Raw genomic sequence first — 13,959 nt, 5'->3', positions numbered from 1 at the left:
TTACAGACCGGACTCGGAGGTCCGCACCAGAATGCGGCGGCAGTTCTCGCAGCGTACGACCGTGTCGGGCGCGGCCGCGCGGATGTCGTTGATGTCGGTGATCGCCAGTTCCTGGCGGCAGCCCTGGCAGGTGCGCTGGTACAGCTTGGCCGCACCGATACCGCCCTGCTGTCCGCGCAGCTTGTCGTAGAGCTTCAGCAGATCCTCGGGGATCGCGCCCGCGATCACCTCGCGCTCCTTCGTGACCGACGCCGCCTCGCCGTCGATCTCCTCGAACGCCGCGTCCCGGCGGGCCGTGGCGTCGTCGATCTTCGACTGGACGGAGCCGACCCGCTCGGTGAGTTCGGCGACCCGCTCCTGCACGGACTCGCGGCGCTCCATGACCTCCAGAACGATGTCCTCGAGGTCGCCCTGGCGCTTGGCGAGGGAGGCGATCTCGCGCTGGAGGTTCTCCAGGTCCTTGGGGGAGGTGACCGCGCCGGAGTCCAGGCGCTGCTGGTCGCGGGCGGCGCGCTGGCGCACCTGGTCCACGTCCTGCTCGGCCTTGGTCTGCTCGCGGGCGGTGTCGCTCTCCTCGGTCTGCGCGGCCACGAGCAGGTCGCGCAGCTGGGTGAGGTCCTTGGTCAGCGTCTCGATCTCGGCGTGCTCGGGCAGGGACTTCCGCTTGTGCGCCAGCTGCTGCAGGCGGACGTCGAGGGCCTGGACGTCGAGGAGTCGGATCTGGTCGGCGGGCGCGGCGTTCAGTTGGGGGCTCCCATTGCGCTAGAGGTCGTGTTGGACGCCGCGTGGGCGGTCCAGGGGTCGGTGACCGTCTTCGAGACATGGACGCGAAGGCCCCACCCGTTCCGGTCGGAGATCTCGTCGAGCTGGGCGGCGGCCAGCTCGCACCAGGGCCATTCGGTGGCCCAGTGCGCCGCGTCGAGCAGCGCGAGAGGACGGTGGGCGCGGCCCGCCATGAACTCTGACGCCGGGTGGTGGCGCAGGTCCGCGGTGAGGAAGACGTCGACGCCGGCCGCGCGTACGTGGTCGAAGAGGCTGTCGCCGGAGCCGCCGCTGACGGCGGCCGTGCGGACGAGCGCCTCGGGGTCGCCGGCCACACGGATGCCCTGTGCGGTGGCGGGCAGCCGCTCGGCGGCGCGGGCGGCGAACTCGCGCAGTGTCAGCGGGTGGTCGAGTTCGCAGATGCGGCCGAGGCCCCGGCGGCCCTCGGGGTCGGTGCCGTCGGGCACCAGGGGCCGTACGACACGCAGGTCCAGGGCCCCGGCGAGCGCGTCGCTGACGCCCGGGTCGGCCGTGTCGGCATTGGTGTGGGCGACGTGCAGCGCGATGTCGTTCTTGATGAGGGTGTGCACCACGCGGCCCTTGAAGGTGGAGGCCGCGACCGTCGTCGTACCGCGCAGATAGAGCGGGTGATGGGTGACCAGCAGGCCGGCGCCCAGCTTCACCGCCTCGTCGACGATCTCCTGCACCGGGTCCACGGCGAACAGGACCCGGGAGACCTCCTGGCCGGGGTCGCCCACTACGGTGCCGACCGCGTCCCAGGACTCGGCCCGCTCGGCGGGCCACAGGTTCTCCAGCGCGGCGATGACTTCAGACAGACGGGGCACGGGGCAAGGCTACCTGGCCGTTCTCGGCCGCTGAACCGGTGCCGGTGGCGGAATCGGCCGGGGATCGCGCCCGGCCCCGTCCAGCACATTCGCCCACGTTTTCTCAGGCGAATCGTTCCTGGGCCATCCTTATGTGTGAAGTGGCCGCTCGCCGGTCTGCGTCTGTGCGTACGAAAACTACCTTCGTTACCGGAGGTGACCAGACGATGACGGCCTGTGAGATCGAGTCTGTTGCGGACCACGGGGAAGAGGCCGCGTGGGCAGGGTGCTCCATCACGGCGGACGGTGCCTACGCGGCCCGCCTCGCGCCGGCCGGCGACTCCTGGTTCGCGGAGCGCTGGACCCTGGACGGCCCCGAGCCGTACGCCGTGCCCCTGCCCGCCAACCAGCCGGAGGAACCCGCCACCGAGGTCCAGCCGATGGGCGACGGACGCGTGCTGATCCACCGGACGGCCGCCGGACGGCACATGTTCTCGCTGCTCTACCCGGCCGGGCCGGGGACGGGCGAGCTGCCGCTGGGCGCGGTCGACTGCCCGGAGGCCGGCACCCGGCTGCGGCTGTTGCCGCCGGCCCCGTGCGGCGAGAAGGCGTACGCCCTCACCGTGGGCCCGCGTTCCAGCGCCGTGTGGCGGGTGGCGGGCGGCGATTTCGGGCCCGAGCACCTGGCCGAGATCCCCGGCCGCTGCTCGGGCGGGGTGTGGCTGGACCGTACGGGACGGATGCTGGCCCTGGACCGGGAGGCCGGCGGCCGGACCAAGTCGGTCGTGGTGGACCTGGAGCGGGGTGGCGAGGTGTCCCCTCTGCTGCAGATCACCGCGGACAGCGACGACCGGCTGCTGCTCGCCGACCCCGACAGCGGGCTGCTGCTGATCCGTTCGGACGCGCCCTCGCCGGGCCGGGACCGGCTGGGCTGGGGCGTCCTGGGCAGCACGCTGCCGGTGCGCTTCCCGCAGTACCTGAAGGTGCCGGACTGTGCGATGACACCCTTCGCGATCCAGCCGGGGCAGGTGCTGACGCCGGAGTACTGCGCGGTGGCGTTGCGCGTCGACGGTCCGGTCGGCTGCTGGGTGGCGGTGTGGCGGCCCGCCGAGCGCGAGGTCCACCATCTTCCGGCGCCCGAGGGGTGGTTGGCCGGGGCCGGGATGTGGACCACGGACGGCGTGCTGCACCTGCCGCATTCCACGGCCGAGGTGCCGTGCGGTGTGGCGCGGCTGGCCGTGCCCCTGGCGAAGCCACGGAGCGCGGGGAACGCAGAGGGCGCGGAGAACGCGGAGAACGCGGGCTTGAACGTTCCGCTCCGCGACGGCACGGCTTCGGCCCCGGCTCCGGGCGGGCCGTCGGATCCGGGTCCGCCGGGGTCTGGCGCGCCGCGTCCTGTGCCGTTGCAGGAGGCGCCCCTTGGGCGACTTGTAACGAAGTAGTGCCGGTCGGCGTGGCCGCCTGGATTCACCCCGAGGCGGGTTCGTTAGACTCACCCGGCTGTAAAAAGATCATGTTGACGGGGTGAATCCTTCCGATGAGCAACACAAGTACCATGCAGCCGCGGTCCGCAGAGGCCCAGGAGAACGCCGGCCACGGCCGGCACCGGGGTCCGCGCTCGGTCCACGACGGTGAGACGGCCCCTCGCGGCCGTCACCGCAAGCCGGCCGAGAAAGCCGAGGCAGCTGCCTGACGGTACGTATGAAGGGGGCCCGCGTGTCAGCCGACGCGCGGGCCCCCTTCCCTTTTCCCGCCCGCGGCTCCTACCCGCGCCTGAGTCCCAGCACCTCCAGCGCTCCGAACGTCTCCCCCCGGGGACGGTCGGCGTAGTGCGGGGTGAGCAGGGCGTCCAGTTCGTCGTAGGTGAAGGTTTCCTGCTTGCTGTCGAACCTCGCCTGGACGCGCGGCCGTTCGACGACCGCCACCATGCCGCCGTGCACGACGAGCAGCTGGCCGTTGACGCGCCCGGCGGCGGGCGAGGCCAAGTAGCCGACGAGCGGGGCGACATGTTCGGGCGCGAGCGGGTCGAGACAGGGCGATGGTCCGCTCGTAGGAGCTCAGGACGTCGCCGCCGCCGTACAGGGACGGCAGGATCCGCTTCTCGTCGAAGAACAGCTCGAACATGCTGAGCCGCAGGAAGTCGTCCATGGCGCCGGCGCCGACGACGACCAGGGTGCCGCCGCGGCGGGTGTTCTCGTACGCCGCGCGGGCGGTGGCGGAGCGGCCGACGACCTCGAAGACGTAGTCGAAGCCCTCGCCGGCGGTGATCTGCTGCTTGGCGGCGGGCAGCTCCTCCGGCGACACGGCTTTCGTGGCACCGAACTTGCGAGCGGAGTCCCGGCGCGAGGCGACCGGGTCGACGGCGACGATCTCGGCGGCCCCCTTCAGCCGCGCCCCCTGGACGGCGGAGATGCCCACACCGCCGCAGCCGATGACGGCGACCGACGAACCTGCCTTCACGTCCGCGGTGTTGAGGGCGGCGCCGAGTCCGGTGGTCACGCCGCAGCCGATGAGGGCCGCGATGTCGAAGGGCACGTCGCCGGGGATGGGCACCGCGCAGCCCGCGTCGACGACGACCTCCTCGGCGAAGGTGCCGGTGCCGGCGAAGCCGAAGACGTCCCCGCCGGGGCGCTCGAAGTTGGGGGTGCCGGCGTTCATGAACCCCGCCAGGCACAGTTCGGTCTGGCCCCGCTTGCAGGCGGGACACGCCCCGCAGGCGGGCAGCCAGCAGACCACGACCCGGTCGCCGGGCTTCAGGTGACTGACGCCTTCGCCGACTTCGAGGATCTCGCCCGCGCCCTCGTGCCCCGGCACGAACGGCGCCGGCTGCGGCAGCACCCCGCCCATCGCGGACAGGTCCGAGTGGCACAGCCCGGTGGCCCGCACCCGGATCCGCACCCGTCCGGGCCCGAAGCCCACCGCCTCGACGTCGTCGAGGACCTCCAGCTTGTCCTGGCCGGTCTCGTGCAGTACGGCTGCGCGCATGGTGCGGCTCCCCTCAGCGGTCGGCGGTCTCAGGAAGGGCGTTCTCAGGAGTGTTCGACGACGGTGTCGGCGAGGACGGGCGCGTCGTCCCGCTCGATGACGCTCACGGCGACCCGGACGGTGCCGTCCCCGCGCCACATGCGGATCCGCAGGGTCTCCCCCGGATACACGACCCCGGCGAAGCGCGCGTCGTACGCGCGCACCCGGGTCACGTCCCCGCCGAGCAGCGTGTCGACGACGGCCTTCAGGGTCGTCCCGTAGGTGCACAGTCCGTGCAGGATGGGCCGGTCGAACCCGGCGACCTTGGCGAACTCCGGGTCCGCGTGCAGCGGGTTCCAGTCGCCGGAGAGGCGGTAGAGCAGGGCCTGGTCCTCCCGGATCGGGCGCTCGACGACCCGGTCGGGCTCGCCGACGGGCGGTTCGAGGCGGGCGGAGGGGCCGCGGTCGCCGCCCCAGCCGCCTTCTCCCCTCAAGAAGATCTGGGCGTCGTTGGTCCACAGCGGGCCCTCGTCGCCGGTGACCTCGGTGCGCATGACGAGGACGGCCGCCTTGCCCTTGTCGTACACGGCGGCGATGTGTGAGGTCGCGGTGGCCGTGCCCTGCGCCGGGATCGGGCGGTGGATCCGCAGGCTCTGGCCGCCGTGCAGGACGCGCGCCAGGTCGACTTCGACGCCGGGCATGGACAGTCCGCTGATCACCCCGGGGGAGCCTGAGCCCGCGACGGTGGCGAAGCTCGGCAGGACGTGCAGCCGGGACTCCAGGGTGTAGCGCAGCTCGTCGGGGTCGGTGGCGGGCAGGCCTGCCCCGATGCCGAGGTGGTAGAGCAGGACGTCCTTGGCGGTCCAGGAGATCTCGCCGGAGCGGGGCTCGGCGGCGAGGGCCTTGGCTGCGTCGATGGGCATGAGGCTCCTGATCACGACGGTAGCTGGCGGAAGAGACCTCGGTGCGACCGTCCGCACCGTCGGCCGCACCGAGGTCGCCACGAGCCGATCTAGAACGCGTTCCAGTCCGGCGCACCCTGTATAGCCCAGCACTGCGGACTTGTGAAGACTCCTGACGGAGTGTCAGAACAGTGGTGATCAAGGACCTGCCGGAGCTGCTGGACACCGCACCCAGCAGCGCCACCCGGGTCCTGCGCACCACGGCCCGTCCCGCCGTGCGGTGAACGGCGTCGCGATCCCGACCATGCACGGCTTCCGCGTCTCCTTCCTGATCGCGACGGGCGCGGTGTCGATCGGCCTGCTGATGGCGCTGTTCCTGCCGAAGCCGAACCGCGCACCGCAGCTGCGCGCGAGCAGCGAGGAGGACGCCGGCCTGGCCCGCGCCGAGGAGACGCTCCGCGGCTTCCGCGGCCGTGTCCTGGACGCCGACGGCACCCCCGTCACCCGCGCCCAGGTCACCCTGATCGACCGCCGCGGCCGCCAGGCGGGCGCCACCCTCTCCGCACAGGACGGCAGCTACGCGCTCACCGTCCCGTCCGAGGGCCCGTACGCCCTGGCCGCGAAGGCCGCAGGGCACGGCCCGCTCGCCTCCTCGGCGACCCACGCGCGCGACGACCTCACGGTCGACGTGGACCTGCCGCTGCCGGGCATGACGGTCACCGCCCAAAGCGCTCCATCCGCTTTCCGCACCCCCTGTCGCTCGCCGACGGGGGGTGCGGCAGCATGGGGCGCCCACGGGCTCGTACGGTGCGATGGACGTCGTACGGCAGCTGCCCGCACGTACGACCGAAAGGGACCCCCATGCCTGCGGCACCCAAGCCGGAGATCCTGGCCGCTTTCGAGGCCGCGAAGGGGTTCATGCCCGTGGACGAGGGGCTCGCGCTGTACGCGGCCGCGCTGGAGGCCGGCCGGCTCGGGCTGCCGCTCCTCGAGGTCGGCACGTACTGCGGACGCTCCACCATCCTGCTCGCCGACGCGGCCCGCGAGGCCGGCGTCACCGCGCTCACCGTCGACCACCATCGCGGCAGCGAGGAGCAGCAGCCCGGCTGGGACTACCACGACCCCGAGACGGTGGACACCGACTCCGGCCTGATGGACACCCTGCCCACCTTCCGCCGCACCCTCCACAAGGCGGGCCTGGAGGAGCACGTGGTGGCGCTGGTCGGTCGCTCACCGCAGGTGGCGAAGGTCTGGGCCACCCCTCTCGGCCTCGTCTTCGTCGACGGCGGCCACACCGACGAACACGCCACCGCCGACTACGAGGGCTGGGCACCGCACATCGCGGAGGGCGGCCTCCTCGTCATCCACGACGTCTTCCCGGACCCGGTGGACGAGTTCACCGGCCAGGCCCCGTACCGCGTGTACCTCCGGGCGCTGGAGTCCGGCGCGTTCACGGAGATCTCGGTCACCGGCTCGCTGCGGGTGCTGCGGCGGACGGGGGCGGGGACCTGAGAGCGCCCCGCCGGCGACGGCAGGACGGGCCGCTAGGGTGGCTGACGTGTCGTACCTAGGCCCGGACTTCGATCCACCCCGGCCCCGCCGTCCCCGGCGCGGTCCGGTGACAGTCGCCCTTGCCGCGCTCGTGCCGGGGGCGTTGCTCGGGTGGGTGGTGTACGAGGCGATGGGCGGATCGGGCGGGGGATCGGACAAGAGCGTCGGGGCGCCCCGCACTTCGGCGAGCACGTTCGTCCCGCCCACCGACGACGGCGAGCAGCCGAGCGCGTCCTCGGCCTCGAAGCCGACGCCCGCGCCCACGCCCACGCCCACTTCGAGAACATCCGCGCCCGCCGCCTCCGGCCCACTCAAGGGCAAGGTCGTCGTCATCGACCCGGGCCACAATTCCGGCAACTTCCAGCATGCCTCCGATATCAACCGCAAGGTGAACATCGGGACCAACTGGAAGGAATGCGACACCACCGGCACCTCCACCAACGCCGGTTACACCGAGGCGAAGTTCACACTCGACGTCGCCCACCGGATGCGCACGCTCCTTCAGCGGCAGGGCGCCACCGTGAAGCTGACCCAGGACGGCGACCGGGCGTACGGGCCCTGCGTGGACGAGCGGGCGCGGATCGGCAACGAGGCGCGCGCGGATGCCGTGGTGTCCGTCCACGCGGACGGCTCGGCCTCCGGCAACCGCGGTTTCCATGTGATCCTGCCGGGCTCGGTGGACGAGGGCGCCGCCGACACCCGCGCGATCGTCGCCTCCTCCCGCGACCTCGGCGAGCGCGTCGCGGGCAACTTCGTCCGGGTCACCGGCAGCGCGCCCTCCAACTACGTCGGCGAAGGTACCGGTCTCGTCACACGTGAGGACCTGGGCGGTCTCAATCTGTCAACGGTTCCTAAGGTGTTCATCGAGTGCGGCAACATGCGCGATAGCAAGGACGCGGCACTGCTGACCAGCGGTGCCTGGCGGCAGAAGGCGGCGCAGGGGATCTCTGAGGGAATCGTGAGTTTCCTGCGCCGGTAGATCCTCTTGCGCTGATCCCGAGCGGACAGCGTGATCGCGCGGACGATAAGGTCGTCCAGCGTTGCCGACGACGAGACGACTGACGAAGGACCTGAAGTGAATATCCGCTCTCTCACTCGAGGCGACGGCGTGGTGATCGGAGCAGCGGTGTTGCTGTTCATCGCGTCGTTCCTCAACGTAGCCGACTGCGAAGGCAGCTTCTGCGGCGACGTTCCGAATGCATGGGACCTGAGCCTCGGCCTCGGGCTCGGCACGTACATGGCTGGCGTGGTCGGCGCCGCGCTCATCGTGGTGGCCCGCCTCCTCCCCCAGCCGCGCAAGATCGCGGGCCTGGACATGGGCACGGTCGGCGTCGCCATGACAGTCACGACCGGTTGGTCGCTGCTGTGGTGGACAATCGACGCGGAGGGCGCGGGCACTGGCCTCATCCTCGGTCTCATCGCCGCGCTGGTCCTCGCTGCCGGCGCGATCGCCGCGCCTCTGGTCCCCGCTCTGAATGCCGCCCTCATCCCGGCCCCCCGCCCTGTCGCCCCCCAGTCCTACGGCGCCCAGCCCCAGGGCGGTTACGGCTACCCGGGTGCCCCGCAGTCCGGGCAGCCGGGCCAGCCGTACGGCGGTCAGCCCTCCCAGGGCGGACAGGCCTACGGTGGACAGACGCAGCAGGCCGCGCAGCCGCCCGCGCCCGAGTTCTCGCCGTTCTGGTTCGCCGTGCCGGCGCCGCGCCACCTGTTCGCGGAGGACGGTTCGCAGACGCCGATCGCCGAACTCGCGCCGGGCACCTGGTACCTGGCCGTCGAGCAGCGCGGCGCGGTGCTCGTCGCCCAGACCCAGGACGGCCGTCGCGGCGTACTGCAGGACACGTCGGGGATCCAGCGCGGCTGAGCCCGCCCGCGATGACGTTCACGGCCTCTCGGCCTTCCAGGCCGGGGGGCCGTTGCCATACTTGAAACCCAATGACCAGCGATTACCGACTAATGCGTTACAGAAGGCCGTGCACAGGAGCTGCCTAGTTGAAATTGCTGGAAGTTTTTAACAAAAGGGAGCAGATTGGCACTACCCGCCAGCATTCGCGACAATACAGGAAGGCCATGAAGAATAAACAACCCATATGTGGGAAATTGCCCCACTCTTCAAGTGGGGAAAATCACACACCTAATCCATTGAAGTTCTCGCTTGGCCGGTCCAGAATTAAGCGCGCAGCAGAGTGTTTATACTAAACGATTGACCAATCGGGGGAACTGTGATTAGGTCGAGAACGATTGCAACCGCCGTAACTTCAATAGCTCTATTCATAGGGGCCGGGCTCACCTTCCCGCAGTCGGCAAGTGCCGTGACAGGCGACACTTCCGTCACTATCAGCCCAACCATGGGGGCCCCGATCGCTGCCGCAAACTTCAAGTCATACGGCGATCAGTTGACTGCCTGCGACGGCAAGAAGGACGGCTACGGGGCGTGGGCTGGTCTTTACGAGCGCTCTTCTGATGACTTCATCAAGTCCGCCTTCGCCGGAGGCTCCGGTAACTGTTTGACTAACTCAGACAACGTAGCTGAGGGCACTATCGTATACATCAAGCTCTGCTTGAGGAAAGATGGCGTGAACTACGGTTGCGTTAAGTCTAATTATGGCTACGCGTAATCCTTCGGAACCCGGAACGCGCCGGGCACTTGGTAGCTGGCCTCGAGCAGCACGGTATGGGGCCCTCCACCTGGAACAGTGCCGCTGAGCTTGCCCTCGAAAGCCGTTCATGGCCCCTCGCCCTTCCGGGTGGGGGGCCATTGTCGCACAGTCGCAACTTACAGTTTCTCAGCTGACTAACCGTCAGAACCAGGAGGTCGCCATGCGACTCGGCCTCGCCCTCGGCTACTGGGGCCGTGGCCCCTCCCCCGGCCATGTGCCGCTCGCGCGGGAGGCCGAGCGGCTCGGCTACGACTCCGTGTGGACCGCGGAGTCGTGGGGATCCGACGCCTTCACGCCGCTCACCTGGATCGCCGCGCAGACCTCGAGGATCAGCCCCGGACCGGCACACCCTGCGTGTGCTCGCCGAGCTCAACACATGAGCAACCGGCACAACGACGGCAGAAGGAAACCCGGGTTGAAAAAGAAACACGGCCAGGGAACCCGTCAGGGTTTCGTCCGGGCTCCGGCGGCAACCCGAGGGACATGTCCCCTCATTATCGCAACGGCGCCAATCAGGCGGGCACGGTCATCGCCGTCGTCGCCGACATCATGGCCCTGATACTGGGCCTGTGGATCCTGATGTACCTGCTGGACGCGAACCGAGCGAACGACTTCGTGCAGTTCATCCACGACGCGGCACGCTGGCTCGCGGGCTGGTCGCACGACCTGTTCACGTTCGACGAGGCGTGGGCCCGGGTCGTGGCCGGTTACGGGCTCGCCGCGGTCGTGTACCTGTTCGTGGGACACGCGATCGCGAACCGGGTCCACCGGCACTGAGCGCTCCGCGGTGAGCCGCAGGCGCCTGGGAGCTCGGGTCGCACTGCCGGTTTGCGAGTGCGGGCCGTCGTAGGTGCCTGGTCGCGCCCACGCGGCCGAGCCGCATCGTGACCCGGCCCCGCGCCCCTCTGGGGCGCTCAGGCGCAGCAGTCGGGGTCCAGCCCCGCCGGCAGGCGATCGCCGCCGAACACCGCGCAGGTCGCCTCGTGGCCGCCCAGCGCGGCGACGGCGAGGAGGAGGGAGCCCGCCGTCCAGGAGGTCAGCTCCCGGGGCCAGATCGCCTCGTCCTCGAATACGTAACCCGTCCAGTACAGGCCGGTCTCCGTGTCGCGCAGGTGCCGGATCGACTGGAGGACGTCCAGGGCGCGGTCGGATTCGCCCATCGCCCACAGGGCCAGGGCGAGTTCGGCCGACTCGCCGCCGGTCACCCACGGGTTGGGCACGACACAGCGCACGCCGAGCCCGGGGACGACGAAGCGCTCCCAGCCCTCCTCGATACGGGACTTGGCCTCCGCGCCCGTCAACGCGCCGCCGAGGACCGGGTAGTACCAGTCCATCGAGTAGCGGTCCTTGTCGAGGAACCGTTCGGGGTGCCGGCGGATGGCGTGCCGGAGCGCGCCCGCCGCCAACTCCCAGTCGGGCTGCGGTTCTTCACGCTGTTCGGCGATGGCGAGTGCGCAGCGCAGCGCGTGGTGGACCGAGGAGGAACCGGTCAGCAGGGCGTCCGCGGTGTCCGTCCCGTCGTCGTCGCGCCGCCAGCCGATCTGGCCGCCGGGCTGCTGGAGGCCGAGCACGAACTCGGTCGCCGCGTAGACGGCCGGCCACATGCGGTCCAGGAAGGTGTCGTCGCCGGTCGACAGGTAGTGGTGCCAGACGCCCACGGCTATGTAGGCGACGAAGTTCGTCTCCCGGCCGCGGTCGGTGACCTCCTCGAAGTCCCCGTCCGCGTACGCCGCGTACCAGGAGCCGTCCGCGTTCTGGTGCCGGGCCAGCCAGTCGTAGGCCCGCTGGGCGGCCTCGTGCTCGCCCGCCGCGTCCAGCGCCATCGCCGCCTCGGTGTGGTCCCACGGGTCGAGGTGATGGCCCCGGAACCACGGGATCGCCCCGTCCTCCCGCTGTACGGCGAGAATGCCGCGGACGGTCGCGGCAGCCTGCTCGGCGGTGAGGACCCCGGGCAGGACGAGGTGTTCTGTCCGGGGGGTCGTCACTTGGCGGCCGCCTCGGAGAGCGCCGGGAGGTGGGGCTTGGTCGCGTACGCCACGAAGCTCTTGCCGATCAGCGGGTTCAGCGCCTGCTCGGCGACCCGGGTGGCCAGCGGCTTCTTCATGATGTCCCAGACCAGAAGCTTGTGGTAGGCGCGCACCGGCAGCGCCTTGTCGTTGTCGACGCCGAACGCGCACTTCAGCCACCAGTACGGCGAGTGGAGCGCGTGCGCGTGGTGCGTGCCGTACGGCTTGAGTCCCGACTCGCGCATCTTCGCGAGCAGTTCGTCCGCCTTGTAGATGCGGATGTGGCCGCCCTCGACCTCGTGGTAGGCGTCGGACAGCGCCCAGCAGACCTTCTCCGGGCCGTAGCGCGGGACGGTGACGGCGATGCGGCCACCGGGCTTGAGGACCCGGACCATCTCGGCGAGCACACCCTTGTCGTCCGGGATGTGCTCCATGACCTCGGAGATGATGACGACGTCGAAGGACTCGTCGGGGAAGGGCAGCGCGAGGGCGTCGCCCTCCATGGCGGTCGCGGTCGCGCCGGCCGGGGCCTCGCCCGCCTCCTTCATCGCCGCGAACCACTTCGCGACCTCGCGGATCTCCTCGCCGTTCTGGTCCAGGGCCACGACCTGGGCGCCGCGCCGGTAGCACTCGAACGCGTGCCGCCCGGCACCGCAGCCGAGGTCCAGGACGCGGTCGCCCGGCGCGAGCGGGAACCGGGAGAAGTCGACGGTCAGCACGTGGCCCTGCTTTCGCGGTTGGAATCGACGGTCACTCGATCGACGGTCACTTGCACGGGTGTGGTCGCCTGGAGGTGGCCGCTCGTCCCTGTGGCCGCGGAGCGGCCGGTCGTGGTGTCCGCGGAGCGGGCGATGGCCTCGCGGTACCGGGACACCGTGCCCTCGGCGGCTCGCGCCCAGGTGAAGCGCTCCAGCACGCGCTCCCGTCCGGCCGCGCCGAGCCGTGCCCGCAGTTCGGGGTCGCCCAGCAGCCGGCTCAGTCCCGCCGCGAGCGCCCCGGAGTCCCCCGGCGGTACCGCGAGGCACGTCTCCCCGTCCCGGCCCGCGACCTCCGGGATCGCCCCGCCGGTCGTGGCGACCAGCGGTGTCCCGGTCGCCATGGCCTCGGCGGCCGGCAGCGAGAAGCCCTCGTACAGGGACGGCACGCAGGCGGCCTGCGCCGAGCGCACCAGGTCGACCAGTTCGGTGTCCGAGATGCCCTTCACGAACTCGACGGCGCCCTCCAGGCCGTACCGCTCGACGGCCTGCGCGACGGGTCCCTCCTCCGGGCGCTTGCCGACGACGACGAGGTGGGCGTCGGGGTGCTCGGTGCGGACCTTGGCGAGTGCCTCGACGAGGTGGACCAGGCCCTTGAGCGGTACGTCGGCGCTGGACGTCGTCACGATCCGGCCCGGCACCTGCGGCACCGCCGGGTCGGGCGAGAAGAGGTCGGTGTCGGCGCCGATGTGGACGACGTGGACGCGGTCCTGACGTACGCCCAGATGGTCGACGATCTCCTGGCGTGAGGTGCCGGAGACGGTGAGCACGGACGGCAGGCGGCGCGCCACGCGCTTCTGCATGCGGGTGAACGCGTACCACCGCCGTACGGAGAGCCTGCGCTGCCATCCCTCCGCCGCGTCCAGCTCCAACTGGCGGTCCACGGTGATGGGGTGGTGGATGGTGGTGACCAGGGGGGCGCCGACGTCCCCCAGCAGCCCGTATCCCAGCGTCTGGTTGTCGTGGACGACGTCGAAGTCGCCGCGCCGGGCCCGGAGGTGACGGCGGGCTCGCAGGGAGAAGGTCAGCGGCTCGGGGAAGCCGCCGGTCCACATCGTCGCGACCTCCAGCGCGTCGACCCAGTCGCGGTACTCGTCGCGCTTCGGGGTGCGGAAGGGATCCGGCTGGCGGTAGAGGTCGAGGCTGGGCAGTTCGGTGAGGCTCAGGCCGTCGTAGCCCTCGTCGAGGACGGGGTACGGCTGGGAGCCGATGACCTCCACCCGGTGGCCGAGGCGGGCGAGTTCGCGCGAGAGGTGCCGGACGTAGACGCCCTGGCCGCCGCAGAACGGGTTTCCCTTGTACGTGAGGAGTGCGATGCGGAGCGGTCGCTCTCCCCCACTGTCGACTTCGCTCGAGCGGGAGGGACCCCCACCGGCCGCAAGGTCCTCGGGAGACCCCGCCTGACTGGCCTCAGCGGTCACTCTGGGCCCCCTTCTGCCTGCACTGTCCCGCGACATTACGCCGGGACGCTAATCTAGAACAAGTTTCAGACTTGATCGTTCAAGAGGCTCTGAATCTACCGGCAGGTAGGGGCACTG

General features: G+C 70.8%; 11 protein-coding genes and 4 pseudogenes. 7 read left to right on the top strand and 8 right to left on the bottom strand.

Annotated features, from left to right (window positions below; genetic code table 11):
- Positions 1-744: a zinc ribbon domain-containing protein gene (locus tag ACZ562_RS32115; protein ID WP_471186426.1), complete on the bottom strand. Its 744-nt coding sequence runs from the start codon at positions 742-744 to the stop codon at positions 1-3.
- Entirely contained in the window at positions 741-1,607 is an 867-nt protein-coding gene (locus tag ACZ562_RS32110; protein ID WP_471186351.1) for a Nif3-like dinuclear metal center hexameric protein, read from the bottom strand. The genes ACZ562_RS32115 and ACZ562_RS32110 overlap by 4 nt, the downstream gene beginning before the upstream one ends.
- Before the next feature lie 206 nt (positions 1,608-1,813).
- On the opposite strand from ACZ562_RS32110, the gene ACZ562_RS32105 reads away from it, so the two are divergent.
- On the top strand, positions 1,814-3,028 hold the full coding sequence (locus ACZ562_RS32105) for a hypothetical protein (protein WP_471186348.1): 1,215 nt from the start codon (positions 1,814-1,816) through the stop codon (positions 3,026-3,028).
- Between the two features lie 321 nt (positions 3,029-3,349).
- On the opposite strand, the pseudogene ACZ562_RS32100 reads toward ACZ562_RS32105, so the two are convergent.
- The 3 genes and pseudogenes from ACZ562_RS32100 to ACZ562_RS32090 all read right to left on the bottom strand — a co-directional run.
- Positions 3,350-3,628, bottom strand: a pseudogene (locus ACZ562_RS32100) (short chain dehydrogenase); the annotation flags it as partial.
- A pseudogene (locus ACZ562_RS32095) lies at positions 3,603-4,571 on the bottom strand (Zn-dependent alcohol dehydrogenase); the annotation flags it as partial. The pseudogenes ACZ562_RS32095 and ACZ562_RS32100, both read right to left, overlap by 26 nt.
- A 44-nt stretch (positions 4,572-4,615) precedes the next feature.
- Positions 4,616-5,473, bottom strand: a complete 858-nt coding sequence (locus ACZ562_RS32090; RefSeq protein ID WP_471186346.1) for a MaoC/PaaZ C-terminal domain-containing protein — start codon at positions 5,471-5,473, stop codon at positions 4,616-4,618.
- Between the two features lie 283 nt (positions 5,474-5,756).
- Between ACZ562_RS32090 and ACZ562_RS32085 the strand changes: the two are divergent.
- From ACZ562_RS32085 to ACZ562_RS32060, 6 genes and pseudogenes are all read left to right on the top strand, one after another.
- Positions 5,757-6,137: pseudogene (locus ACZ562_RS32085) on the top strand (carboxypeptidase-like regulatory domain-containing protein); the annotation flags it as partial.
- A 176-nt stretch (positions 6,138-6,313) separates the two neighbouring features.
- The gene (locus ACZ562_RS32080; RefSeq protein ID WP_471186343.1) at positions 6,314-6,964 is read left to right on the top strand and encodes a class I SAM-dependent methyltransferase; all 651 of its coding nucleotides are present in this window, start codon (positions 6,314-6,316) and stop codon (positions 6,962-6,964) included.
- A gap of 46 nt (positions 6,965-7,010) precedes the next feature.
- Complete coding sequence (locus tag ACZ562_RS32075) at positions 7,011-7,982, top strand: N-acetylmuramoyl-L-alanine amidase (RefSeq protein ID WP_471186340.1); 972 nt, start codon at positions 7,011-7,013, stop codon at positions 7,980-7,982.
- A 96-nt stretch (positions 7,983-8,078) separates the two neighbouring features.
- Positions 8,079-8,864 carry a DUF5336 domain-containing protein gene (locus ACZ562_RS32070; RefSeq protein ID WP_471186338.1) on the top strand — a complete coding sequence of 262 codons (786 nt, stop codon included), beginning with the start codon at positions 8,079-8,081 and terminating at the stop codon, positions 8,862-8,864.
- 956 nt (positions 8,865-9,820) lie between these two features.
- Positions 9,821-10,051: pseudogene (locus tag ACZ562_RS32065) on the top strand (LLM class flavin-dependent oxidoreductase); the annotation flags it as partial.
- 92 nt (positions 10,052-10,143) lie between these two features.
- Positions 10,144-10,437: a hypothetical protein gene (locus ACZ562_RS32060; protein WP_471186335.1), complete on the top strand. Its 294-nt coding sequence runs from the start codon at positions 10,144-10,146 to the stop codon at positions 10,435-10,437.
- Positions 10,438-10,574: 137 nt separating this feature from the next.
- On the opposite strand, the gene ACZ562_RS32055 is transcribed toward ACZ562_RS32060, so the two are convergent.
- The 3 genes from ACZ562_RS32055 to ACZ562_RS32045 are packed head-to-tail and all read right to left on the bottom strand — an operon-like array spanning position 10,575 to position 13,842.
- Positions 10,575-11,645 (bottom strand): prenyltransferase/squalene oxidase repeat-containing protein, encoded by a 1,071-nt coding sequence (locus tag ACZ562_RS32055; RefSeq protein ID WP_471186333.1) that lies wholly within the window; start codon positions 11,643-11,645, stop codon positions 10,575-10,577.
- Positions 11,642-12,385, bottom strand: coding sequence for a class I SAM-dependent methyltransferase (locus ACZ562_RS32050; RefSeq protein WP_471186330.1), 744 nt, complete (start codon positions 12,383-12,385; stop codon positions 11,642-11,644). The genes ACZ562_RS32055 and ACZ562_RS32050 overlap by 4 nt, the downstream gene beginning before the upstream one ends.
- Entirely contained in the window at positions 12,379-13,842 is a 1,464-nt protein-coding gene (locus ACZ562_RS32045; RefSeq protein ID WP_471186327.1) for a glycosyltransferase family 4 protein, read from the bottom strand. Before ACZ562_RS32045 ends, ACZ562_RS32050 begins: the two co-directional genes overlap by 7 nt.
- Positions 13,843-13,959 lie beyond the last annotated feature (117 nt).

This window comes from Streptomyces sp. NPDC040410 (assembly GCF_055595715.1).
This window is presented reverse-complemented; position numbering and strand designations above follow the sequence as displayed.